23 protein-coding genes and 1 pseudogene are annotated in these 22,747 nt (G+C 35.5%); 7 read left to right on the forward strand and 17 right to left on the reverse strand.

From position 1 onward, the window contains the following. Nucleotides 1-15: 15 nt before the first annotated feature. The 5 genes from NHE85_RS00715 to NHE85_RS00735 all read right to left on the reverse strand — a co-directional run bounded on the left by NHE85_RS00715 (nt 16) and on the right by NHE85_RS00735 (nt 4,286). Nucleotides 16-606 carry a penicillin-binding protein activator LpoB gene (locus tag NHE85_RS00715; protein ID WP_252808750.1) on the reverse strand — a complete coding sequence of 197 codons (591 nt, stop codon included), beginning with the start codon at nt 604-606 and terminating at the stop codon, nt 16-18. Between the two features lie 442 nt (nt 607-1,048). Continuing rightward, nucleotides 1,049-1,663: a response regulator transcription factor gene (locus NHE85_RS00720; RefSeq protein WP_252808751.1), complete on the reverse strand. Its 615-nt coding sequence runs from the start codon at nt 1,661-1,663 to the stop codon at nt 1,049-1,051. Continuing rightward, on the reverse strand, nt 1,656-3,314 hold the full coding sequence (locus NHE85_RS00725; protein WP_252808754.1) for an ATP-binding protein: 1,659 nt from the start codon (nt 3,312-3,314) through the stop codon (nt 1,656-1,658). The genes NHE85_RS00720 and NHE85_RS00725 overlap by 8 nt, the downstream gene beginning before the upstream one ends. 141 nt (nt 3,315-3,455) lie before the next feature. Then, nucleotides 3,456-3,983 (reverse strand): hypothetical protein, encoded by a 528-nt coding sequence (locus tag NHE85_RS00730; protein WP_252808757.1) that lies wholly within the window; start codon nt 3,981-3,983, stop codon nt 3,456-3,458. 108 nt (nt 3,984-4,091) lie between these two features. Next, nucleotides 4,092-4,286 carry a hypothetical protein gene (locus NHE85_RS00735; protein WP_252808759.1) on the reverse strand — a complete coding sequence of 65 codons (195 nt, stop codon included), beginning with the start codon at nt 4,284-4,286 and terminating at the stop codon, nt 4,092-4,094. Nucleotides 4,287-4,361: 75 nt separating this feature from the next. Here NHE85_RS00735 and NHE85_RS00740 point away from each other — a divergent pair, with 75 nt between their 5' ends. Then, nucleotides 4,362-4,745, forward strand: a complete 384-nt coding sequence (locus NHE85_RS00740; RefSeq protein WP_252808761.1) for a nucleoside triphosphate pyrophosphohydrolase family protein — start codon at nt 4,362-4,364, stop codon at nt 4,743-4,745. 143 nt (nt 4,746-4,888) lie between these two features. On the opposite strand, the gene NHE85_RS00745 is transcribed toward NHE85_RS00740, so the two are convergent. The 11 genes from NHE85_RS00745 to guaA form a co-directional block, all read right to left on the reverse strand. Further along, complete coding sequence (locus NHE85_RS00745; RefSeq protein WP_252808763.1) at nt 4,889-5,956, reverse strand: branched-chain amino acid aminotransferase; 1,068 nt, start codon at nt 5,954-5,956, stop codon at nt 4,889-4,891. Between the two features lie 83 nt (nt 5,957-6,039). Then, the gene (mnmA, locus tag NHE85_RS00750; protein ID WP_252808765.1) at nt 6,040-7,227 is read right to left on the reverse strand and encodes a tRNA 2-thiouridine(34) synthase MnmA; all 1,188 of its coding nucleotides are present in this window, start codon (nt 7,225-7,227) and stop codon (nt 6,040-6,042) included. A gap of 43 nt (nt 7,228-7,270) precedes the next feature. Further along, nucleotides 7,271-7,975, reverse strand: coding sequence for a toxin-antitoxin system YwqK family antitoxin (locus tag NHE85_RS00755; RefSeq protein ID WP_252808767.1), 705 nt, complete (start codon nt 7,973-7,975; stop codon nt 7,271-7,273). A 102-nt stretch (nt 7,976-8,077) separates the two neighbouring features. Further along, complete coding sequence (gene yidC, locus NHE85_RS00760) at nt 8,078-9,988, reverse strand: membrane protein insertase YidC (RefSeq protein ID WP_252808769.1); 1,911 nt, start codon at nt 9,986-9,988, stop codon at nt 8,078-8,080. A gap of 43 nt (nt 9,989-10,031) precedes the next feature. After that, nucleotides 10,032-11,648: a CTP synthase gene (locus NHE85_RS00765; protein WP_252808771.1), complete on the reverse strand. Its 1,617-nt coding sequence runs from the start codon at nt 11,646-11,648 to the stop codon at nt 10,032-10,034. A gap of 244 nt (nt 11,649-11,892) precedes the next feature. Further along, nucleotides 11,893-12,123 (reverse strand): DUF3820 family protein, encoded by a 231-nt coding sequence (locus tag NHE85_RS00770; protein ID WP_252808772.1) that lies wholly within the window; start codon nt 12,121-12,123, stop codon nt 11,893-11,895. 98 nt (nt 12,124-12,221) lie between these two features. Continuing rightward, the gene (locus tag NHE85_RS00775) at nt 12,222-12,929 is read right to left on the reverse strand and encodes a hypothetical protein (RefSeq protein ID WP_252808774.1); all 708 of its coding nucleotides are present in this window, start codon (nt 12,927-12,929) and stop codon (nt 12,222-12,224) included. Nucleotides 12,930-13,038: 109 nt separating this feature from the next. Further along, nucleotides 13,039-13,437 (reverse strand): OsmC family protein, encoded by a 399-nt coding sequence (locus NHE85_RS00780; protein ID WP_252808776.1) that lies wholly within the window; start codon nt 13,435-13,437, stop codon nt 13,039-13,041. A 2-nt stretch (nt 13,438-13,439) separates the two neighbouring features. Beyond that, nucleotides 13,440-15,386 carry a LysM peptidoglycan-binding domain-containing protein gene (locus tag NHE85_RS00785; RefSeq protein ID WP_252808778.1) on the reverse strand — a complete coding sequence of 649 codons (1,947 nt, stop codon included), beginning with the start codon at nt 15,384-15,386 and terminating at the stop codon, nt 13,440-13,442. Nucleotides 15,387-15,519: 133 nt separating this feature from the next. Continuing rightward, complete coding sequence (locus NHE85_RS00790; protein ID WP_252808780.1) at nt 15,520-15,921, reverse strand: LysM peptidoglycan-binding domain-containing protein; 402 nt, start codon at nt 15,919-15,921, stop codon at nt 15,520-15,522. A gap of 134 nt (nt 15,922-16,055) precedes the next feature. Beyond that, nucleotides 16,056-17,585 carry a glutamine-hydrolyzing GMP synthase gene (gene guaA / locus NHE85_RS00795; protein WP_252808782.1) on the reverse strand — a complete coding sequence of 510 codons (1,530 nt, stop codon included), beginning with the start codon at nt 17,583-17,585 and terminating at the stop codon, nt 16,056-16,058. Nucleotides 17,586-17,907: 322 nt separating this feature from the next. Between guaA and NHE85_RS00800 the strand changes: the two are divergent. From NHE85_RS00800 to NHE85_RS00825, 6 genes and pseudogenes are all read left to right on the forward strand, one after another. After that, nucleotides 17,908-18,108 (forward strand): annotated as a pseudogene (locus tag NHE85_RS00800) (alkylphosphonate utilization protein); the annotation flags it as partial. 147 nt (nt 18,109-18,255) lie between these two features. Beyond that, entirely contained in the window at nt 18,256-18,651 is a 396-nt protein-coding gene (locus NHE85_RS00805; protein WP_252808785.1) for a VOC family protein, read from the forward strand. Between the two features lie 104 nt (nt 18,652-18,755). Continuing rightward, the gene (locus tag NHE85_RS00810; protein WP_252808787.1) at nt 18,756-19,430 is read left to right on the forward strand and encodes a DUF4919 domain-containing protein; all 675 of its coding nucleotides are present in this window, start codon (nt 18,756-18,758) and stop codon (nt 19,428-19,430) included. 44 nt (nt 19,431-19,474) lie between these two features. After that, nucleotides 19,475-20,488, forward strand: coding sequence for a bifunctional oligoribonuclease/PAP phosphatase NrnA (locus tag NHE85_RS00815; RefSeq protein ID WP_252808789.1), 1,014 nt, complete (start codon nt 19,475-19,477; stop codon nt 20,486-20,488). Nucleotides 20,489-20,492: 4 nt separating this feature from the next. After that, entirely contained in the window at nt 20,493-21,053 is a 561-nt protein-coding gene (gene gldI, locus NHE85_RS00820; RefSeq protein ID WP_252808791.1) for a gliding motility-associated peptidyl-prolyl isomerase GldI, read from the forward strand. A 19-nt stretch (nt 21,054-21,072) separates the two neighbouring features. Beyond that, nucleotides 21,073-22,179, forward strand: coding sequence for a peptidylprolyl isomerase (locus NHE85_RS00825; RefSeq protein WP_252808793.1), 1,107 nt, complete (start codon nt 21,073-21,075; stop codon nt 22,177-22,179). A gap of 68 nt (nt 22,180-22,247) precedes the next feature. On the opposite strand, the gene NHE85_RS00830 is transcribed toward NHE85_RS00825, so the two are convergent. Then, nucleotides 22,248-22,685: a hypothetical protein gene (locus NHE85_RS00830; RefSeq protein ID WP_252808794.1), complete on the reverse strand. Its 438-nt coding sequence runs from the start codon at nt 22,683-22,685 to the stop codon at nt 22,248-22,250. Nucleotides 22,686-22,747 lie beyond the last annotated feature (62 nt).

Raw genomic sequence — 22,747 nt, forward strand, 5'->3', positions numbered from 1 at the left:
GGTTGTTCAGGGGAATTACTTGATGTATTTTTTGATCTTTTTATCGCCAATCCAAACTTTATCGTTAGTCTGAATATTAGTAAGCTCAAGATCTACCTGATAGTATATTGTTTTTTCTTTTTTGTTAGAGTCAACTATTGAGTTTATAGTACCCTGAAGCATAAAATCAGCACCGTTTTCAAGGCCAAATTTTTTCATGGTAGACTGCGATGCGAAGTTTTGCTGATCTGCTCTTTCCGCTCTTATTTCTTCACGCATATTGCCCGCCTGTACCAGTTTCATTCTGCCTGAATTAATTATAGCTTTCTCTATGTCTTTAGAAAACGTTTCTGCAGGAATATGTTCGTGTGATTTATTGGTAATCATACCTACTATAATAACCGGTTTCTTGCCACCGTTTTCAGAAGCAAAAGTACTGTACCATGAGTGGTCCATAAGTTCTGCAGTAATGTCTTCGGCTGTCAGCCTCGAATCTGTTTCGTTCCAGCGGCCGCTAAGATCGGTTACGCTTGTTTCGCTTACACGCGATACTTTTGGGCTTCCGCAATTAGATAAAGTAAGACCTAATGCTGCTGCCAGGATAAATTTGTAGGTACTTGTTCTCATGTTGTAAATTATTGATTTATAGTTTCAAATTTATTAAAAAAAGGTTGTTAAAATATCCCTAAACAAAGAATATGCCAATTAAATTCATCTAAAGATTTAAAATAAAAAACACCCTTAAAAAGAGTGCTTAATAGATTGATTCTGACTGATGATTAAATTGTTTTAGCCTTTATTATTTTATAATAGATAAAGATTAAAACAAATTGTAATCTCCCCTTAAAAGACGTCTTTGCTTTGCGAAGGCTGTTTTTTTACGGCGAAAGATTCGGCTGAAAAAATTTGTTTTGCCTAAAAGCGCTGAAAATTTTGTTGTTTTACTCATTGGTTTTTGCATTTTGACATGTAATGCCTAATTGACTTTTACAAAGTTGGTATAATGTATAACGCAAAAAAATACCCATAAGTGGGTATTTTTAGGTAAATATTTGTTAATTATTACAAATTAAAAGTCATATTTCTTTTCCATAGAGTAGCGCAACAGTTCACTTTTACCCTGAAGGCTAAGTTTTTTGAGAATGTTTTTTCTGTGAGTATCTACAGTTGTTTTGCCAATAAACAGTATATCAGCAATTTCCTGAGATGTTTTCCCTTCTCCAATTAGCTTAACAATTTCCATTTCGCGTTTACTTAATGGTACATCATCATCTGTTTTTTTAAGGTTACTGTTTTTTATAGTGGCATCAAAATAAGTTTCACCGCTCATTACAGTTCTAATAGCAGCCAAAACTACTTTTAGCGATGAGTTTTTCATAATATAGCCTTCTGCTCCGGCTTCCTGCATCTGGTTTATTGCCTCATCCTGTTCAAACATGCTAAAAGCAATAACCTTACAGTCAGGAAACTCTTTTTTAAGATACCTGGTAGCAGTAATACCATCCATTTTAGGCATACGTATATCGGTTAGCACCACATCGGGCTGCCTAAGCCTTACAATCTCCAGAAGCCTTTCACCATCATTGGCTTCACCGACTACTTTAATATCATCCTCATATTCAAGGAATATCTTTATACCGTCTATAAGCGACTGATGGTCTTCAGCAATTACTACGTTAATCATTTACAGGTATATCTATAATTATTGTTGTTCCTTTACCCGGGGTAGAATCTATTTCAAGCGTACCGCCAAGCTGGGCAATTTTTTTCTTTATGTTTGCTAGACCCATTCCATCGGCAGTATTTATTTTACTGCTGTCAAATCCAACGCCATTATCCTCAATTATTATGTTTATGTTGTCATCATGGTCCGTCATATGTATTGTTGCTTCTGTAGCCTGAGAATGTTTTATTATGTTGGTTGCCAGTTCCTGAACTGTTCTAAAAATAGCAATTTCTAATGTGTTTTCCATTCTTTCTTTAAAACCGAAAGATATAACCTGTAATTGCAGTTTACCGGGAATGGATATTTTTTCGGCCAGTTTCTTTATGGCAGGTATTAAGCCTTCACTTGCAAACACCCCTGCATTTTTGGCATGCGCTATACGGCGTACTTTTTGGTAAGCTTCTTCTATAAGCTCATCGGTACGTTCGTACAGTTTGTTTTCTTCTTCCCTAAGCTCTATTTTTCTGAGCTTTAAGTTTTCAAAATTCAGCTTTAGTGTTGCAAGCATACTCCCTAGATTATCATGCAGATCGTTAGCAATGCGCTGGCGCTCTTTTTCCTGGCCTTCCAGCATCATATCTATACTGTTAAGCTCATAATCTTTTAGCGCTTTTTCAAATTTTTGCTGTTCTATAAGTTTTTCCTGCTTTGATATTTTTTCCCTTCTTCTGGAATTTTTTATCATTAAAAAAGCAATTACAACTATAGCCAATAAAATAACAGCAATAGAATATATTAAAATGCGGCTGGTTTTTACTTTGCTTTTAAGCAAAGTATTTTCAAGTTCTTTTTCTTTGGTTTTGTATTTAGTGTCTAAATCATTAATAGCAATATTTTGCTCTTCAATATTTATACTGTCAGCATATTTTTTGTTGAGCATCAAATATTTATAAGCATTTTTATAATCTCTTATAGAATCATAATTCATAGAAAGAAACTCATAAATATACTGGTTTACCATTGACCGATGATCTTTTATAGGTAAGTTATCTGCCAGTTTAAGGTATTCAATTGCTTTATTGTAATTTTTTAGATTATAGTAAGCTGATGCCTGGTTTACATAGTTATAGCAAAGATTTTGAATATCACCATAATCCTTCATTCCATCAAGTTGCTTATTTAGATAAAATAAAGCGGAATCTGGTTTATGTAAATCTTCAATATAGATTGCTGATATATTTATATATATTTTATTGGCTTCTTTTTTGTTATTGGCTTTACTATAAAGTTCAATTGCTTTTTTATAAAATGAAATACTTTCTTCTGGTTTGTTTTCTCCTGATCTGAAGTTACCAAGAGCCTGATAGCCTCTGGCAATTTTTTTTAGATTATTGCTTTTTTCAGCATAATCCATATATTCTTTGAAATACTTTTTATAAATATCAGTATGATTTTCTTGAACGTGTATTAAATTGGCTATATTCATATTAATGTCCATAGCCATACTTATACTATCAATTTGAGTATAAAGCTTTTTTGCTTTTAAATAGTATTGATAAGCCTTATTAAATTTATCATCAGCATCAAAACATTGAGCCATTAAAAAATTATAAAAGGCCTTTTCTGGTTTAGCCAAAGAAGATTCTCTTATGTTTTTTAAATCAGTCATTGCCTGATTATATTTATCGGATTCTATTTTTTCACGAATCGATAATAAATTTTCAGAATATTGTGTCTGACAATGCATCCTGCTTATAAATAAATTTATAAGCAGGAATAAAAAGACTTTTAAATAAGGCTTTATCATATATTAATTATGTGGAACAAAACTAGTTCCTCTTTTTTTAGGTGTTTCACCAATTAAGCATGTGCTATCCTGAAAATTACCATTGCTTATGGCATTATTCCATAAAGTCTTGACTTCAACAAATACCTTTTCAGCACAGGTAAACCAATCGTCTTCATCTTCAGAATTATCATGGTATATTACTACAAGTGCATTATCTTTTTTTGTATGATCGAAAGCAGAATAGCCTGCCTGAGTATCTACTGGTAACATCTGACTGTGTGTAAAAACGCAGCCACATTCTGTCTTGTCGTCGTCATCGCCAGAAATATCAGTACCATTATCTGTATGCTTTTTCAGGTAAATAAATACTGCATTTTTATGTTTACCGTCAATTATCTGTGAAACATCAAAATATTTAAATACATACGGGTTTTCAGTTGTTGCTGCCGGTAATAAAATGTTAAGACATAATCCTGTGGAATTAAAATAACTGTTTTCAGAGTTTACTGTAAACGTTTTGTCTGTAATTTCAGGAGTTTCATTTTCCATAATTTGTGATTTTTTCTTTTATTGGTTATTAATGCAAATTTCAAGAAGTCAATGTAAAAAAAAATCCCCATTAATGGGGATTTTTGGCATTACAAAATTAACAATATTTTAAGACTGATGTTTTAAATATGATTTTAATACAAACAGTATGGCTATAAAAGCAAGAAACGCAATTAATATTTTATAACTGCCTTTATAATATTTTTTATGCTGCTTAAGGTCTTTACGATATACATATATCATAGCAGCTACAAAAACAATAATAAAAAATATGGCAAAATTAATTTGTCCTGTTGTGAACATGTTGAAATCTTTTTGCAAAGGTACAATACTATCCCTGTATTTTTAGCTATTTTTAGGTCACAAATTTTATAAAAAATGAAAAAACAGTTAGATTCCGTTAAGCAATTCCATACCTCTTTTGGTCTTGGTGTAAGCGAAAGACCCAAAGGTTCACTGGGCGATTCGGTAAACCTGCTTCGCTATAATTTGATGAAAGAAGAGAATGAGGAATATTTTGAGGCAGTTCAAAACAATGACCTTGTAGAAATTGCCGATGCCCTTGGCGACATGCTTTATATATTATGTGGAACAATTATAGAACATGGCCTGCAATATAAAATAGAAGAAGTTTTTGATGAAATACAGCGCAGTAATATGAGTAAACTGGGTGAAAATGGTAAGCCTATTTATCGTGAAGACGGTAAGGTTATGAAAGGGCCTAATTATTTTAAACCTAATTTTGAGGAAATACTTAAATAGTTAGCAGTATTGAGTAATCAGTATTCAGCTATATGAGGCATAAGAATAAAAAAGAGGTCAGTAAATATTAAATTTACTGACCTCTTTTTTATTCTTACTAAAAGTCAACTGGTTATTGAAAATTAATCCCTATCAATTGAATACTAAACTTTAACTGTCCACCCAAAAGTATCTTCTGCAAGTTTGTATTGTATGTTGTTTAGTTTTTCTTTTAATTCCAATGCTACTGAATTTTCAATTTTTGGCAGTTCATAGTATTTATCCTGATAGCTAAAACCAACAATAGGGTTTACTACAGCAGCGGTACCTGCGCCAAAAATCTCTTTAAGGGAACCATTATTGGCGGCTTCAATAAGCTCATTTACCAATACCGAGCGAACTTCTACTTTAATATTTTCACGCGCCGCAAGTTCAATAAGGCTTTTTCTGGTTACACCATCGAGAATTCTTTCACTTGTGGGAGCCGTATATAAAGTGTCATTTATTCTGAAAAAAACATTCATTGTTCCTGCTTCTTCAAGTTTAGTATGGGTGGCATCGTCTGTCCATATAATTTGCTGGAAGCCCATCTCGTTAGCCAGTTTCGTTGGGTAAAACTGTCCTGAATAATTTCCTGCAGCTTTAGCGGCGCCTATACCTCCGTTAGCGGCACGGCTGTAATGCTCAGCTATAATAACTTTTACTTCACCTGAATAGTATGATTTTGCAGGAGAAAGTATGATCATGAAGCGGTATTGTGTAGAGGGTGCTGCCACAACACCGGAACCGATGGCAATCATGAAGGGGCGGATATATAAGGAGTTGCCTTTTCCTTTTTTTACCCAGTTTTTTTCTATTTCAAGAATCTTTTTTAATCCGCCAATAAATACTTCTTCGGGTACTTCGGGCATCGCAAGCCTTACCGCAGATTTATTAAAACGTTCAAAATTTTGATCTGGCCTGAAAAGCCAAACATCATCCTGATCGTCTTTATAGGCTTTCATACCTTCAAAAATAGCCTGCCCGTAATGAAACACTTTAGCTGAAGGATCTATAAGAAAAGGCTCATAAGGTTTAATTACAGGCGTTTCCCATTCTCCGTTCCTGAAGTCACAAAGCAGCATGTGGTCTGTAAAAGTGTTGCCAAAAGTAAGGTTTTCAAAATCTACAGTTCCAATCTTTGAAGTTTCTGCTTTGTTGATGATAATTCCATCAGTAACGTTATTACTCATTAAGTTTTGTTTTCGTGTTGGTTTAATATGTTTAGGTCATGTTATTGCAAATTTAATAAAAAAAGGAAGCGTGTAGTACGTATTTACGAAATCACTCCACTTCCAATAAGCTCTTCGCCTATATGCCATGCAGCAAATTGTCCTTCTGTAATGGCAGACTGCGGTTGTTCAAAAGAAATGTACATACCATTATCAAATTTGTGAAGGGTAGCTTTTTGTAATGGCTGGCGGTAGCGTATTCGTACCATAACATCCATTGTTTCGCCTTCTATTAACTCAAGGTCTTCGCGCACCCAATGGATCTCACTTTCCTGAATAAATAACGCTTTACGGAAAAGTCCGGGATGATTTGCACCCTGTCCCGTATATATTGAGTTGGTTTCTACATCAGTAGCAATAATAAACAAGCCTTCTTTAGTTCCACCAACATTAAGACCTTTACGCTGGCCAATAGTAAAATAATGCGCTCCCTGATGCTTGCCTACTACTTTACCCATTTCCGGTCTGTAATCTATATTTTTGGCTTCATAAGCTAGTTGCTCTTTCACAGAATTAAACTGTGGAGTTGCAGCTGTATACGTTTCAACATCCGCGTTTACTTCATAGATAAGTCCCTCTTTAGGCTGAAGCTGTTGCTGTAAAAATTCAGGAAGACGCACTTTACCAATAAAACAAAGTCCTTGTGAGTCTTTTTTATCAGCAGTAACCAATTCCATTTTAGCAGCTATTTCACGCACTTGTGGCTTGGTAAGCTCACCAATGGGGAATAAAGATTTTGCCAATTGTTCCTGTGATAACTGGCAAAGAAAATACGACTGATCTTTATTACCATCTACTCCTGCAAGAAGCTGATAGGTTTCCTTACCGTCTTTTTCAATTGTTCCTTTACGGCAGTAATGGCCAGTAGCCACATAATCTGCACCAAGGCTAAGGGCAATCTTCATAAAAACATCAAACTTAATCTCGCGGTTGCAAAGTACATCGGGATTAGGTGTTCTGCCTTTTTCATATTCATTGAACATATAATCTACTATACGTTCTTTATATTGTTCGCTAAGGTCAACTGTCTGAAATGGTATGCCCAGTTTTTCAGCCACCAGTAAAGCATCATTGCTGTCTTCAAGCCATGGGCATTCATTAGAAATTGTAACAGCTTCATCATGCCAGTTCTTCATAAACAAGCCAATAACTTCGTAACCCTGTTCCTGAAGCAGGTAGGCTGCAACACTCGAATCTACACCACCGGATAGCCCTACTACTACACGTTTCATTTTAATTCCTTTCTTAAAAATTTCTGCAAAAGTACGACAAAAATTAGTTTTTACGTTCTTTACGTGCCAGCTGCACTTTACGCTTACTCATATCTTCTTCTTTTACCATTTTCCCTTTTTCAAAAAATATCCACTTGCCCGTTTTAATATTATCTGAAAACTGACCCTGGCTAACTACCTCTCCATGCGCATTCTTAAATGTTGCCGGGCCATTAAGCTTATCGTTCTTGTAAATAGATTCTTCTAATACAATCCCCTTTTCGGTGTATTGTTTATAAATACCTTCTTTAACTCCGTTAACATAAGCAGCTTCTTCAGCCAAATTGCCGTTTGAAAAATAAACCTTTTTAACCCCATTTAATTTTCCTTTATTGTAAGGTTCAGTAGAGAGTAATGTTTCGGTCCCTTCAGCATAAAACTTCCACTCACCCTCTTTAAGTTTATTTACCTCTTTGCCTTCGCTAATTTTCTTCCCTTTGGCATCAAAGAAAGTAGTTATGCATGATCCGTCAGCAGCAAATGTTCTTGTAGCAGTAAGTGTAGATGCTTTATTATCTTCAAAAAATTTAAAAGTACCCGTTTCTTTACCATGATCAAACATGCCTTCATAACGTGGCCTTTTAGATTCATAAGTGCCTTTCCAAACTCCGTTACGCTTACCGGCAGCATCTGTCTGGTTTATATTTTGTGCGAAAGCACCAAAACTTATAAATAATAAAAATATAAAAGCTATAAACTTGTTTTTCATATACTGGTTTTGTTTTCTATTAATCGAATTTATGTCTTTTTTATTATATCCAAAAATAAGCCACATTTAAAAAAAGCACTCCGAAGAGTGCTTTTAAGTATTTTATTTTTTAATCTGTTTAGATTTTTGCTGTTCTTGTGCCTGTTCCATCATCTCCTGCATTTTACGCTGAAAACGGCCCTGAGTTTTAGGTTTGGCTTTGTTCGCCTGTATTTTAGCATGTATCTTGTCATCTTTTACAATGTAATTTTTAATTACAAGCATAATACCTATTGTAATAAGGTTAGATATAAAGTAATACAAACTTAAACCTGATGCGTAGTTGTTGAAGAATATAAGCATCATAAGCGGAGATATGTAAATCATGATCTTCATAAGCTTGCTCATATCCGGCATACCTTCCTGCTGAGGGGCAGACATAGACTGATCGCCTGTTGTCATCTTCATATAGAAGAATATAGCTACCGAAGCAAGTATTGGAAATAAACTAACATGGTCACCATAAAACGGAAGTCTGAACCCGTTAGAAAAATGGTAAACAGAATCATAAGAAGAAAGGTCTGTTGCCCAAAGGAAGCTTTTCTGCCTTAGATCAAAATAAGACGGGAAGAACTGGAACAATGCGTAGAATACCGGAATCTGCATTAATGCGGGGAGACATCCTGCCATAGGATTAACGCCTGCACTATTATACAGCTTCATAGTTTCCTGCTGTTTTTTCATTGGGTCTTTTTTATACTTCTCGTTAAGTTCTGCAATTTCAGGGCGAAGTACCTTCATCTTAGCCTGCGAAACATATGACTTATAGGTAACCGGAGACATTGCAAGCCTAACAAGAATTGTAAATAAAATAATTGCGATACCATGAGGAAGGAAACCACTTAATGCACCATAAACAGGAATAAATATCCAACGGTTTATCCAACCAAATATACCCCAGCCTAACGGCATTATTTCGTCAAGGTTTTTATTTTCATACCCTTTAAGTATATCATAATTAGCAGGACCATAATACATATTCATATTATAGCTTAATTCACCGCCTTTAAATTCAAGCGGCATTTTTGCTATGAATTTTTTAGTAAAAATGGTATCTGTTTTTTCATCTTTTACAAGATTTTCAGAAGTAAGATCTGCTGTTTTAAATGGTGTTTCCGTTAAAAGTATAGAAGTGAAGAAATGCTGTTTAAAAGCAATATAAGTTACATCTTCCGCTTTTTCAGTATCCAATTTAGAGCCTTCACTAAGACTGCTGTCTTTACCGCCTTCGTGTTCATAAACTATTTTGGTATACCTGTTTTCATAAGTAACGCTTTTTTCATTTCTGTATGTTTTAAGCATCCACTCTAAATCCATAGGTTTAGAAGTATCAACTATTTGCGAAAGCCCTTGGGAACGGATATAAAAATCCATCATGTAATCATTAGGCTTTAATACATAGCGATACTCTAAAAACTGGTTTGCACCGGCTTTAAGGCGCATCGTTAAAACGTCATTCCCGTTTTCTTTTGTAAGAGTTGGTTCAAAGTAAAGATCTTTAGTATTAAGTATTCTGTTATCCTGCGTCTTAAACTGAAGATTAAGGTTAGCATTATTGTTTTTAATAAGCTCAACTTTTTTACCGGAATCTTTAGAAAGCTGTTCAAAGTCATTTATAACAGCTTCATGTATATATCCTCCTTTATTAGCTATTTTTAATGTAAGCAATTTGCTTTTAAGCTCAGTTACATTATTTTTAGCAGAAGGAAGTGAAGCACTGTAAGCAAATGCTCCCAGCGAACCTTTAAGCTTTTCAACATTTACTGAATCGTTTAAAGTAGAATCTTTTACTATGGAAGCGGTACTTTTTTCAGGTAGTTGCGGCTGTTTAGCTTTATCTATCTGCTCTTGTTTCTCTTTTTCAAGACGTGCCTTTTCATTTTCGGCAGTATTGTTGTAAATCATCCACAATAGTAACAGCATTATAAGACCAAAGCCTACTATTGTTTTTAAATCTAACTTTTTTTCTTCCATTATAAAATTATTTTACTTTATCTCTTTGGCAGACAAAATATTATTATTTGCTCTTTTTATTTACTGCCGCTTTTACAAAACTTACAAAAAGCGGATGCGGATTAGCCACTGTACTTTTATATTCAGGATGATACTGAACACCAATAAAGAATGGATGGCTTTCAATCTCTATAATTTCTACAAGGCCTGTGTCAGGATTAACGCCCGATAATTTAAGTCCCGCATTTTGAATATCCTTCATGTAAGCGCTGTTAAATTCATAACGGTGGCGGTGACGCTCCAATATTTCTTCCTGGCCACTATATATAGTACTTGCAAGAGTATCTGGTTCTATAGTACATTTCCAGGCACCAAGACGCATAGTTCCACCCATATTGGTTATGGTTTTCTGCTCTTCCATTATATTAATAACCGGATGTGGAGTATGTTCATTCATTTCTGTTGAATTTGCATCTTTCCACCCTAATACATTTCTCGAATATTCTATAACTGCCATCTGCATACCAAGACAAATACCAAAGAAAGGTATTTTATTTTCTCTTGCGTAACGAACAGTTTCTATTTTACCTTCAATTCCTCTTCCACCAAATCCGGGAGCAACCAATATACCGTCAAGTCCGCTTAGTTTTTCTTCAGCATTGTCTCTGTCAATATATTCAGAGTGGATACTTATAACATTTACCTTAGTTTCATTAGCAGAACCTGCATGGATAAACGCTTCAAGTATTGATTTATAGGAATCCTGAAGTTCTACATACTTACCTACAAGACCAATGTTTACAGTATGTTTAGGATTTTTAAGCCTGAAAAGGAACTGGTTCCATTGTTTAAGATCCGGAGTGTTTTTCTCAGGAAGATCAAGTTTTTTAAGTGCAACCCTGTCAAGGCCTTCTTCAAGCATAAGGTTTGGCACATCATATATTGTAGAAGCATCTATAGATTGTATAACCGCTTCTCTTTTTACATTGCAAAACAATGCCAGTTTCTGGCGAAGGTCAGATGAAAGTTCATGCTCTGTACGGCAAACCAGAATATCGGCTTTAATACCGCTTTCCATTAATGTTTTAACAGAGTGCTGGGTAGGTTTTGTTTTAAGCTCTCCCGCAGCAGCCAGGAACGGAACCAGCGTTAAGTGAATAACAATACCATTGTTTTCACCCAGTTCCCAAACCAACTGCCTTACCGACTCGATATACGGTAATGATTCAATATCACCTACCGTACCACCTATTTCGGTAATAACAATATCATAGTCACCTGTATTGCCCAGGTGTTGCATGCGTTCTTTAATCTCGTTTGTAATATGAGGTACTACCTGTACGGTTTTACCAAGAAATTCTCCTCTTCTCTCTTTCTCTATAACCGAAAGGTAAACTCTTCCTGTAGTAACGTTATTGGACTGAGAAGTAGGCACATTTAAAAATCGTTCATAGTGGCCAAGGTCAAGATCCGTTTCTGCACCATCGTCAGTAACATAGCACTCTCCGTGCTCATAAGGGTTTAAGGTACCCGGGTCTACATTAATGTATGGATCAAATTTCTGGATTGTTGTCCTGTAACCTCTTGCCTGCAGTAGTTTTGCCAGTGATGCTGCTATAATTCCTTTTCCTAAAGAAGAAGACACACCGCCTGTAACAAAAATATACTTTGTCTGATTCATTTGTAAAAATATGTGTTGTGTTGCTGTTGTAAAAAACGTGGCAAAAGTACGTATTTTTTTTGATTGTTTACTGTAGCTCTTATTTAAAGTAACACTACAATCATTTTCTTATTTGCATTATTAATATTCCACAGTCAATAATAATGCTAAATAATAGTTTTCTGCCAAACTGTCGCTCTAATTTTTAATATATCAGTCATTTAATTTAGCAATTAAACAATTGACATATTACTTAATTAAAAAGTTATTTTTTAGGATATTGCCTTTGTATGTTCCTCACTATATTTTCGAGCCCGTTAAGTTTCAGTTCATACACGAGCTGAAGCATTTGCCCTAACTGCCCCGCCGGAAACCCCTTATTATGATACCATACAACATAATATTCGGGCAGCTCAATTAAATAACGTCCTTCATATTTACCAAAAGGCATTTTTGTATGTGCCAGTTTAATTAAAAATTCTTTCTGCTGATCCAAAATAAATGAAGGTTTAAAAATAAAAATGCCTCTTTGAAAAAAGAGGCAAAGTTACTACAATAATAAACTAACCCAATCCATCATTGCAAAATGAATTTTTATTGAGTGAGCTGCATTTTAAAGCATCCACCAGCAGTAACAGTTACATTACCATCCCAATTGTATGAACTACAACTTGCCGTAAAGCTGTAATTACCTGCAGGAAGTGTAAAGTTAGCTCCATATGCCGCACCACATGAAGGTGCTCCCGAACTATAATAACCTGTAATACTGCCTCCGTTTCCGGCTACATTTACCGTTATAGTACCGCATCCTAAATCATTTTGAGTCCAGAACATAACCTGCCCTGTAGTTTCTGTTGTACCACCACCTCCATTTTGAAGCAGTCCGCAATCACCTCCCCATGAACCTCTTTCATAATCGGTTACCAAACAAAAACTACAGTCAGGGTAAGAAAATTCAAGCTTACCTCCTACTATTTCAATATAAGTATCCGGCAGGCCGTACTCTGCGTCCCAGGTAATATAATGACCATCTATATAGCCTTTATACAGTCCCGCAGCAGTAGAACCTTGTTTTTCGCACATATATACCCTTTCTGACGATTCTCCTTCTATACCTCCTATTGCAAGATCTGTCCTGTCGCCACTTGGCCCTGGCAGCCTTGTCCATACCCCCTTTAAAGAAGAATTGTTGTTATTATTCGTACCCTCATCACTATCATCCTCGCAAGAAGAAAAGAGTAAAGCCGTAAACATAAAACATACTATACCAGTGCATTTTAAAAATTGTGTAATTGTTCTCATAAATTAGCATTTAATGGTTTCCATTCTCAAAATTAGTATGCTTATATAAAAGAAAATCCCCCTTTACAGGAGGATTTTAACTATATACAAATAAGGATTTACCCTACTATTACCAGTTAAATGTTATATCGCGAATAATATCCGGATGAAGGCTTAAATGCACAGGGCATGTTTTTGCAACACGTTCAAGTATTTCTTTAGACTTTTCGTCAGCATCTGATTTCATATTAAAAATCACTTCTATTTTTGCTATTTTTCTTGGGCTTGGCTGCATAACTTTTGTAACCTCAGCCGTAGAACCTTCAAGATTAACGCCCAAATCGCGAGCCTTAATTCCCATAATAGAAAACATGCATGTTGCCAATGCATTGGCAACAGCATCTGTTGGTGAAAAAGCCTCGCCTTTGCCATGATTATCTGTTGGTGCATCTGAAATAATCTCGTTGCCAGACTGTATGTGTACAGAAGATGTTCTTAACTCTCCTAAATATGTTACTTTAGATGTCATAATTATTCTGCCAGTTTAATAGTTAAATCTTCGTCATAATACAGGATATAAACCCCTGTATTATAATTGCTTCCTTTTTCAGTTATATATGCAAATTTATTTTCTACCTGTTCAGATGCATTTACTGCCATCACCTCTTTAAAGCTTTCGGCCTGAAAAAGGCGAAGGATCGTATCAAACGTAAGGTCAAAACCTCTTGTTGCATACTGATTAGGCATTATATTATTTTTTTCTTTAAATACTTTTCCAAACAACTCTGATTGTTGAGTATTGCTGTCATTAGTTACAGAAGGATAAAGCATTTTTAAGCCCGTTAACCTTGAAACCGGCATCTCATCATTGTCAAAGGCATCATATCTTTCTAATACAACGAGCTGAATCTGGTATTCACCAAGTTCATCCATCAGTGTTTTTGTAGTTCCCGCCATCATACCTATCCTTTCGGTTTCAAGTATAACATAATTAACTTTATCTTTTACCAAAAGTGCTTTGAGTCCATCCGGTATAATGGTACCATCTGCATTAAGAGGAGCAAATTTTGCAATTGGTAAATTAGCCTGAATAAATTGCTTTGAACTTGCCTTTTTAGCATCTACCATGGCTATTATGTTACCATTTTTAGATTTAAGATATTCCAGCATGGCACCTCTTGTTCTGTCTGATGTTGGTACTGACTGAAACATATTAGGATATGCCCTCGCCTCTTCTTTAGAAAGCGGAGATATTACAGGAATATTTTTTGAAGAAAGCATAGCTGCAAGCGTTTCTACATTACCGGGGAAAAACGGACCAATAATCGCATCCATACCAGATAGTCCAGATGCAAGAGCACTTACATCAGATGTAGTTCTGCTTTCTTTAGAATCCAGTATTTTTACTTTTAAAGGAAGCCCTAATACTCTTGCTGAATCTATTGCCATAAGAGCTCCCGCATAAAAATCAAGTGTCATATTAAGAAACTTATCGCTTCGCAATAATTTGGAACGTACAGTATCCGATTCTATTCTTGCAATATTAAAAGGCAGCAAAAGGGCGATTTGTCTTTGTTCTGATTTTTTCAGAGAAGCCAGAAGATTTGTAACAGGTTTGTCTGCTGTATTTACAACAGCGCCTGGCGAAAGTATGCCGGATGAAGCCGGCAACTTAATAACCATACCTTCCTGAAGACCTTCTTTAGCCTGCGGATTTAATGCAAAAAATTCAGCTTCAGTAAGATTGTTGTCTCTCGTAAGGCTGTATAAAGTTTCTTTAGCTTTTACGGTATATTCTACATATGCCTCTTTTACGGGCTGCTCTGTTACTGGCTGTATATCTTCCTTTTTAAGCAGGGCATTTTTATCTAGCTTTAACTTAAAGCCTAATGGTAAAGTATCTTTAACTTCAGGATTAAGTTCTTCAAGCAGCTGAAGGGTCATGCCATATTGTTTAGCTATAGAATACTTGGTTTCTCCGGCTTCAACAACATGATAAAAATAAGAAGGATAGGTAGGTTTTTTTTCTGCTTTTTTCTCAGCTTTAACCTGAGCTGCCACACCACTGCCTTTAATCGGGATTATTATTTTTTGCCCTATCTGCAATCCATTCTCCAGTACAGTACCATTAGCTTTTTTTATATCTTCTATAGATACATCATATTTTTTAGAAAGGCTGAAAAGCGTTTCTTTTGGCTGCACTTCATGAATAGTATTTGCTACTTTGGTAGTTTTTTCTTTTTCAGGAGTCGAAACAGGAACTTTTGTAGCTCCGGGTATAAGTAAAAATGTATTTTCTTTTATTCCGTTTTTAGAGTCCGGATTAAGCCTGTAAATATCGTAAGGAGTAATTTTATACTTTTTTGCTATGCTTACAACAGTTTCCCCTTTTTCTACTTTATGCTTTTTATAATCCTGTGCATAAGCGGGCGTTGACAGCAGGGCAAGTGAAAAAATAAAAATCACGATATATTTCATAAGTGTGGTCTTTTTAGAACAATTTAACAAATGCAAATTTAGGTTTTACAGCAACTACAATGTAGTTTTATCTTATAAATTTCAGTTAAAAATACAAAACACATACCAAAAGCATTTTATATAAAAAAGAGGACTAATAATCCTCTTCTTCTTCATCTTCTGTTTTTTTCTTAAGTGGAGGCACTGCTGGTACTTGTATAGGATTGCCCCCGTTTTGTTTTATCAGTTGTTCTTTAAATTTTTCAAGGTCTTTTTTATGTGATTCATGCAATGGAATTTTTAATGTCTGCCCCGGGGCAATGCCCATTTTGTCCATTTGTATTTCATTATATTTATATATCTCATCCGGATCTACCATATATTTCCTGGAGATCATAATAATCCTTTCTCCCATTGTAGTTACATGATCTATAAAATAAGTATCATAATCTATTAGTCCGCCATCTGCAGGTACATCTGTTGTTTCTGTTTCCTCCTGCGCCTCAACGGTATTAAACAGGCAAAGCGTAAAAAGTAATAGTAATAATTTTTTCATAAAATAAGTAATCTTAGTAATTGGAAAACCTAAAAGTAATAATTTTAGACTAAACATGAAAACTGAGAGCACATATCCGTACTGATATAAAAAAGCCGTGCAAAAAATGCACGGCTTTCAATATTATATAAAGCTTATTCCCACTCAATTGTGGCCGGTGGTTTAGAACTAATGTCATATACCACGCGGTTTACGCCTTTTACTTTATTTATTATCTCGTTAGAAACCTTCATAAGGAATTCATACGGAAGGTGAACCCAGTCAGCAGTCATACCATCTGTAGATTCTACAGCCCTAAGCGCAACAACTTTTTCATAAGTACGCTCATCACCCATAACACCTACACTGTTTACAGGAAGCAGGATTGCTCCAGCCTGCCATACTTTATCATAAAGTCCGTGTTCTTTAAGCCCGTTAATAAAAACAGCATCTACTTCCTGAAGAATACGTACTTTTTCAGGTGTAATATCACCAAGAATCCTGATAGAAAGACCTGGCCCCGGGAAAGGGTGACGACCTAAAAGCTCCGGATCTATACCTAAAGTAGCTCCAACACGTCTTACCTCATCTTTAAATAACATACGTAGCGGCTCTACCACCTGCAGTTTCATAAAGTCAGGCAGACCGCCAACATTGTGGTGCGATTTAATTGTAGCCGATGGCCCTTTTACAGAAACCGACTCAATAACATCAGGATAAATAGTACCCTGCGCCAGCCACTTTACATCTGTAAGTAAATGTGCTTCGTCATCAAATACCTCAATAAATACACGGCCTATAGTTTTACGCTTTGTTTCAGGGTCATCTATACCTGCAAGTTGGGAAAGAAAACGGTCGGCAGCATCTACCCCCTTCACGTTTAATCCCATATCTTTATATTGGTGAAGAACATTTTCAAATTCGTCCTTTCTTAACAATCCGTTATTAACAAAAATACAATAAAGGTTTGCACCAATAGCTTTATTTAAAAGTACTGCCGCAACGGTAGAATCTACCCCCCCGGAAAGCCCAAGTACTACTTTATCATTGCCTATTTTTGCTTTAAGCTCGGCAACAATATCCTCAACAAAAGTATCAGGAGTAAAGTTTTGTGGCACTTCTGCAATTTTCACAAGAAAGTTTTCAAGCATTTGCTTACCATCTGTAGAGTGGTATACTTCAGGGTGATACTGTATAGCATACGTTGTTTCACCTTCAATTTTGTAAGCTGCATTTTCCACGTCTTTTGTACTTGCCAATACTACTCCACCTTCAGGCAGTTTTTTTATAGTATCACTGTGGCTCATCCAAACCTGGCTCCCTGCCGAAACACCTTCTAGGAAAGGTTCATCTTCTTTCACAAAAGAAAGATTGGCACGCCCATATTCTCGAATATTAGATGGGGCGACCTCACCTCCATGAAAATGGGCAAGATACTGTGCACCATAACAAACAGCCAGCAAAGGCAGTTTACCACGAATTTGTGAAAGATCGGGGTGTGGCGCATCTTCAGCCCTTACAGAAAATGGGCTTCCCGATAATATTACCGCTTTGTATGATGATAAATCAACCGGAGGGTTGTTGTAAGGGAAAATTTCGCAGAAGATATTTAACTCGCGAACCCTTCTCGCAATAAGCTGAGTATATTGCGAACCGAAATCTAAAATAAGTACGTTATGTTGCATGCGCAAAAGTAATGCTTATAATTGAAATGCAAAAGTGAGATTTAAGGATTTTTATTTTGATTATTTTTTAGTAAAATTCTTTTAGAATATGCTGTTTCTAAAAGAATTTTAAACAGGTTTTACAGAAAAAAACTTTTTTTCTGCTCGTTATTTTCAACTTAAGGATTCTTAAATATTTTGAGAGCCGTAAAATTCTAATAATAAACAACTTTAATTATTACAATGGCTTTCCTGTAATTTACATTAAAACAAAAAAGAAGCTTAAAGCTGCAAAAAAAATATAATTTTGTCGGAAATAATAACACCACACTTTATGGAAGTAAAAGACAGCAACGGAAACATTTTAAATGAAGGCGACAGCGTAACGGTTATAAAAGACCTTAAAGTAAAAGGTTCGTCTTCTGTAATTAAAAGAGGTACAACCGTAAAAAACATACGCCTTACCGATGATGAAAAAGAAATTGAAGGCAAGGTAGAAAAAACAGTTATGGTACTTAAAACTGAGTTTCTTAAAAAACTGTAATAAAAAGGTTCTTATATTTAAGAGGAAACGGCTGTGTATAATTACACGGCCGTTTCTTTTTTTATTACTTCACATAAACTTCTGCTGACATACTGTTGTCATTATGCGCTTATATTTTTGCAGTATTAATTATTAAAAAGCAACTATATGAACTTACAATCATTGCGAATTATAACCGCCGACATTAAACGATTGGCAGATTTTTACGAAAAAATTACAGGAGCAACAGTAAAGTGGTATACTGAAGACTTCGCTGAAATCAGAATAGGATTAGCTACAATTGCCATAGGCACCACAAAAACATTAGCCTTTTTTGGAGAGGCTATTGCCCAACCGGAAAGCAATAAAACCGTGATCATAGAATTTCGTGTTGAAAATGTAGATGAGAATTTCAACACCGTTAAAAATATCACTAAAGATATAGTGCAGCAACCTACAACAATGCCGTGGGGTAATCGCTCTCTAGTATTTCGAGACCCTGATGGCAACCTGATTAACTTCTTTACCCCTGTCACTCCGGAAGCAATAGAAAGACTAAGCTAAACCGCAACCATAACAACACGAATAAAGGCACAGTAATCACTGCTGCCTTTTTTTCATTTATGATATGGTTTCTTTTTTTACCTTTATGGGATAATTATTTCACAATGAAAAAATACATACTGCTATTTGCATTGCTATTTTCTATAACAGCATTTTCACAAACAGAAGATTTTTCTAAACCTGATTACAGACAGATAGAAAAAAATGTAGCCAATAAAAAATCACCTTATTATTTTGAATCTCTTTTTGATCGCTATAACCGTGCGGACAGCACCATGACAATAGAAGAAAAAAGACATTTATATTACGGATACTCTTTTCAGCCTTCTTATTCTCCATACAGCATATCCGATTCCCAGGATGAACTTTATGAAATATTGCGAAGTGAAAAAACAGATACCAAAACGATGGAAAAACTTATAAAAGTATCTGAAAAGGTTTTAAAAGATTTTCCCTTTAACATACGTATAAAAGAGTATCGTATGTATGCTTTTAAACAGCTTGAAAAGTTTAAAGAAGCCAAGGTGGAAGAAACCCAGGCAGGTATAATTATAGATGCAATACTTAGTACAGGAGATGGCATTACTAAAGAAAATAGTTTTTATGTAATAAGTACCGGAAATGAATATGAAATACTGGATATTCTCGGTTTTCGTTTTGGTGGCGAGCAACAGCTTATAGAACAAAAATATGATTACCTTACCCTAGCCGAAAACTCTTATAATATTAATGGGTTTTATTTTGACGTTACCCGCCTTTTTGAAAGTTTTAAACCCTGAAAACTAAACATTGGCAATAAGGGAAAAAAATGTAAATTCGCAAAATGATGAATCCGGACGATATTAGTGGTGTTAGGCAGTTACTTGCCTTAACTAAAAAAATTGTAATTATACCCCACCGTAACCCTGATGGCGATGCTATGGGCTCTACACTGGGGCTATATCACTTCTTAAAATATAAAGGCCATGAGCCTGTAGTAATAACCCCAAACGAATTTCCTGATTTTTTAGCATGGCTTCCATCATCAGAAAAAGTAAGGGTATTTGAAAAAGAAACCGAAGCAGTTACAAAAATACTTAAAGAGGCTGATCTTATATTTACTCTCGATTTTAATGTACTCAGCCGTACAGGCGACCAAATGGAAGCTGTGCTTAAAGAATTAAAGTCGCCATTTATAATGATAGACCACCATCAGAAACCCGGTAATTATGCCGCTTATACATTTTCTGATACTTCATATGGTTCAACCTGCGAAATGGTTTATCATTTTATAAACGCTTTAGGTGAAGACAGCCTTATAGATAAAACTATTGCTACCTGCCTTTATACAGGTATAGTTACCGATTCAGGTTCTTTCCGATACCCTTCTACAACCGGCACTACACATAGGGTGGTTGCTGAATTTATAGATAAAGGAATTGACAACACTGCCATACACAGTTTATTGTTTGACAATCATTCGCACAACAGAATTTTAATTTTGGCAAGGGCTTTGCAGAACATGAAAGTGTTACCGGCCTATAAAACATCTTATACGTCACTTAGCCAGGAAGAGCTTAACAGCTTTGGCCACGCTAAAGGTGATACCGAAGGCATTGTAAATTATGGCCTGGGTATGAAAGACATTATGTTTACGGCATTTTTTACCGAAAACAAAGACGAAGGTATAATAAAAATATCATTCCGCTCTAAAGGTGATTTTGATGTTAACCAGTATGCCCGCGAGCATTTTAGCGGTGGTGGCCACATAAATGCGGCAGGTGGAAAATCTACCGAAAGTTTAGAGGCTACCATACAGAAATTTATTGCTACTTTAGCACACACAAAAATTGACTGATACAATGAAGAAGGTATTTTTATTGCCGTTGTTTCTTTTGGGAATCATGGTTACTTCCTGTTCACAACAACAGGCAAGAAGACCCATTTCCCATTCATCGGGTACTTTTATGAAAGAATCCATAGAAAGAAATATAAAACTGGTAGCCAGCGAAGAATCGCAAATAGACTCTATAATAAAGAGTAATCCGCATATAAAGTATATTGCTTCAGATAAAGGCTATTGGTACCATTATGAAATAGAGAATACACAGGACACTATAAAGCCAAAACGTGGTGATGTAGCGTTTTTTAACTATGAAATTAAAGATATAAAAGGAAACCTTATATACAGCGAGGTTGAGTTGCGCCCCCAGGTTTATTATGTAGATAAGCAAAATATAATGATGGGACTGCGCGACGGCATTAAGCTAATGAATGAAGGTGAGAAAATAACATTCCTGTTTCCTTCACATATGGGCTACGGCTATCATGGAGACAATAACAGGATAGGCACCAATCAGCCGCTTATATGTACCGTAACCCTGACCGATATTAAACCGGAAAATGAGGTAAAAGAGAATTAATCTAATATAAATGAAACCAATGACAAGTTTTTTTCTAAGCCTTGTGGCTTTGTTTTCTTCATGTAACACTACTCCATCTGCATCGCCTGTAAAATTAGGGGATGGCCTTTATGCAGAAATTGAAACTAATAAAGGTAAAATCGTGCTGCAACTGGAGTATCAAAAAACTCCGCTAACGGTAGCTAACTTTGTGTCGCTTGCCGAAGGCAAAAACGAAATGGTAAATGCTGAATATAAAGGCAAGCCTTTTTATGACGGGCTTAAATGGCACCGTGTTATTAAAGACTTCATGATTCAGGGCGGAGACCCTAAAGGTGATGGTTCCGGCGGGCCCGGTTATAAATTCCCTGACGAATTTGATCCTGAACTTAAGCATGACAAACCCGGAATACTTTCTATGGCAAACGCAGGGAAGGGCACTAACGGGAGTCAGTTTTTTATAACCCACGTTCCTACCCCACACCTTGACGGAATGCATACCGTATTTGGCCATGTTATAGAAGGACAGGATGTTGTTAACGCGATAGAGCAAAACGACGAAATAAAAACAATAAAAATTATTCGCGTAGGTAAAGACGCTAAAAAGTTTGATGCTCCTAAAGTATTTAAAGAGTTTTATGAAAAGGCAGCCGCCGAACAGAAAAAACAAGCCGAGGCAATAGCCAAAACAAAAGCCGATAAAGCTGCTTATTTTGAAGACATTAAAAAAAGTGCAACTAAAACTGCTTCAGGTCTTCAATACATGATCGTTGAAAAAGGTACAGGTAAAAAACCTGCTGACGGAACTAAGGTATATGTATCCTATTCAGGATTTTTAGATAACGGAACAGGAATTCTGTTTGATTCTTCTAATGCAGATGTTGCTAAAGCTTGTGGCAATTATATTCCGCAAAAAGATGCTGCCCATGCTTATGTGCCGTTTCCTTTTACAATTGGTACAAAAACAGGACTTATACCGGGCTTTATTGAAAGTTTAGAATTGCTTTCGCTTGGCGACAAGGCTGTTGTATTTATTCCTGCTCACCTTGCTTATGGTGAAAGAGGTATGCCACGTGGCGGAATTGGGCCTAATGCAAACCTTATTTTTGAATTACAGATAACAGAAACACCTCCTGCAACAAATTAATCTGTTTAAAACACTAAAAAACTAAAAGGGATTCCGTCGGAATCCCTTTTTCTTTATAATTGATAAACTTATGGTTTAAACTTCCAGTCAAACTCATCGTCTCTGTTTATAATAGCCCCTAACTCTATCTTAATTACTTCATCATACTCGACATTGAATATAATCCAATTATCTTCATTAAAGTAATTATCCACAGTATCAAATGATTCTTTTTCAAAATCTTTTATACCATTCTGATTACATAGATCTTCTATTTTCTCCCAGGCCTCACCAATTATTTTTGAACCAAATAGTTCAGATGAAGGGTTGGAAATAATAATATATCCTAATCTGAAATCTTCATCCTGATAAAAAGTAAGCCTTAGCTTTTTGTCGTTATATAAATAGATAATATTCTTATCATCATCTTTAAATTGCCTGTCTGGTTCACCATAAACAGCCTTTACATCTTTCTCTTTCATTCCAAAAAGCAATTCTCCTGCACCCGATTTTAAGTTTATTTTCATATAAATAATTATAAAGTTTTGTTAACGTAAAGATATTCTTTTTTACGCTATCCTAAACATAG

It is taken from the genome of Flavobacterium sp. NRK1, from assembly GCF_024054175.1.
Taxonomy (GTDB): Bacteria; Bacteroidota; Bacteroidia; order Flavobacteriales; family Flavobacteriaceae; genus Flavobacterium.

Excerpts from the sequence above, each read along its gene's own strand:
- NHE85_RS00715 (WP_252808750.1), bottom strand. The coding sequence starts at position 606 with ATGAGAACAAGTACCTACAAATTTATCCTGGCAGCAGCATTAGGTCTT.
- NHE85_RS00720 (WP_252808751.1), bottom strand. The coding sequence starts at position 1,663 with ATGATTAACGTAGTAATTGCTGAAGACCATCAGTCGCTTATAGACGGT.
- NHE85_RS00725 (WP_252808754.1), bottom strand. The coding sequence starts at position 3,314 with ATGACTGATTTAAAAAACATAAGAGAATCTTCTTTGGCTAAACCAGAA.
- NHE85_RS00730 (WP_252808757.1), bottom strand. The coding sequence starts at position 3,983 with ATGGAAAATGAAACTCCTGAAATTACAGACAAAACGTTTACAGTAAAC.
- NHE85_RS00735 (WP_252808759.1), bottom strand. The coding sequence starts at position 4,286 with ATGTTCACAACAGGACAAATTAATTTTGCCATATTTTTTATTATTGTT.
- NHE85_RS00740 (WP_252808761.1), top strand. The coding sequence starts at position 4,362 with ATGAAAAAACAGTTAGATTCCGTTAAGCAATTCCATACCTCTTTTGGT.
- NHE85_RS00745 (WP_252808763.1), bottom strand. The coding sequence starts at position 5,956 with ATGAGTAATAACGTTACTGATGGAATTATCATCAACAAAGCAGAAACT.
- mnmA (WP_252808765.1), bottom strand. The coding sequence starts at position 7,227 with ATGAAACGTGTAGTAGTAGGGCTATCCGGTGGTGTAGATTCGAGTGTT.
- NHE85_RS00755 (WP_252808767.1), bottom strand. The coding sequence starts at position 7,975 with ATGAAAAACAAGTTTATAGCTTTTATATTTTTATTATTTATAAGTTTT.
- yidC (WP_252808769.1), bottom strand. The coding sequence starts at position 9,988 with ATGGAAGAAAAAAAGTTAGATTTAAAAACAATAGTAGGCTTTGGTCTT.
- NHE85_RS00765 (WP_252808771.1), bottom strand. The coding sequence starts at position 11,648 with ATGAATCAGACAAAGTATATTTTTGTTACAGGCGGTGTGTCTTCTTCT.
- NHE85_RS00775 (WP_252808774.1), bottom strand. The coding sequence starts at position 12,929 with ATGAGAACAATTACACAATTTTTAAAATGCACTGGTATAGTATGTTTT.
- NHE85_RS00780 (WP_252808776.1), bottom strand. The coding sequence starts at position 13,437 with ATGACATCTAAAGTAACATATTTAGGAGAGTTAAGAACATCTTCTGTA.
- NHE85_RS00785 (WP_252808778.1), bottom strand. The coding sequence starts at position 15,386 with ATGAAATATATCGTGATTTTTATTTTTTCACTTGCCCTGCTGTCAACG.
- NHE85_RS00790 (WP_252808780.1), bottom strand. The coding sequence starts at position 15,921 with ATGAAAAAATTATTACTATTACTTTTTACGCTTTGCCTGTTTAATACC.
- guaA (WP_252808782.1), bottom strand. The coding sequence starts at position 17,585 with ATGCAACATAACGTACTTATTTTAGATTTCGGTTCGCAATATACTCAG.
- NHE85_RS00805 (WP_252808785.1), top strand. The coding sequence starts at position 18,256 with ATGAACTTACAATCATTGCGAATTATAACCGCCGACATTAAACGATTG.
- NHE85_RS00810 (WP_252808787.1), top strand. The coding sequence starts at position 18,756 with ATGAAAAAATACATACTGCTATTTGCATTGCTATTTTCTATAACAGCA.
- NHE85_RS00815 (WP_252808789.1), top strand. The coding sequence starts at position 19,475 with ATGATGAATCCGGACGATATTAGTGGTGTTAGGCAGTTACTTGCCTTA.
- gldI (WP_252808791.1), top strand. The coding sequence starts at position 20,493 with ATGAAGAAGGTATTTTTATTGCCGTTGTTTCTTTTGGGAATCATGGTT.
- NHE85_RS00825 (WP_252808793.1), top strand. The coding sequence starts at position 21,073 with ATGACAAGTTTTTTTCTAAGCCTTGTGGCTTTGTTTTCTTCATGTAAC.
- NHE85_RS00830 (WP_252808794.1), bottom strand. The coding sequence starts at position 22,685 with ATGAAAATAAACTTAAAATCGGGTGCAGGAGAATTGCTTTTTGGAATG.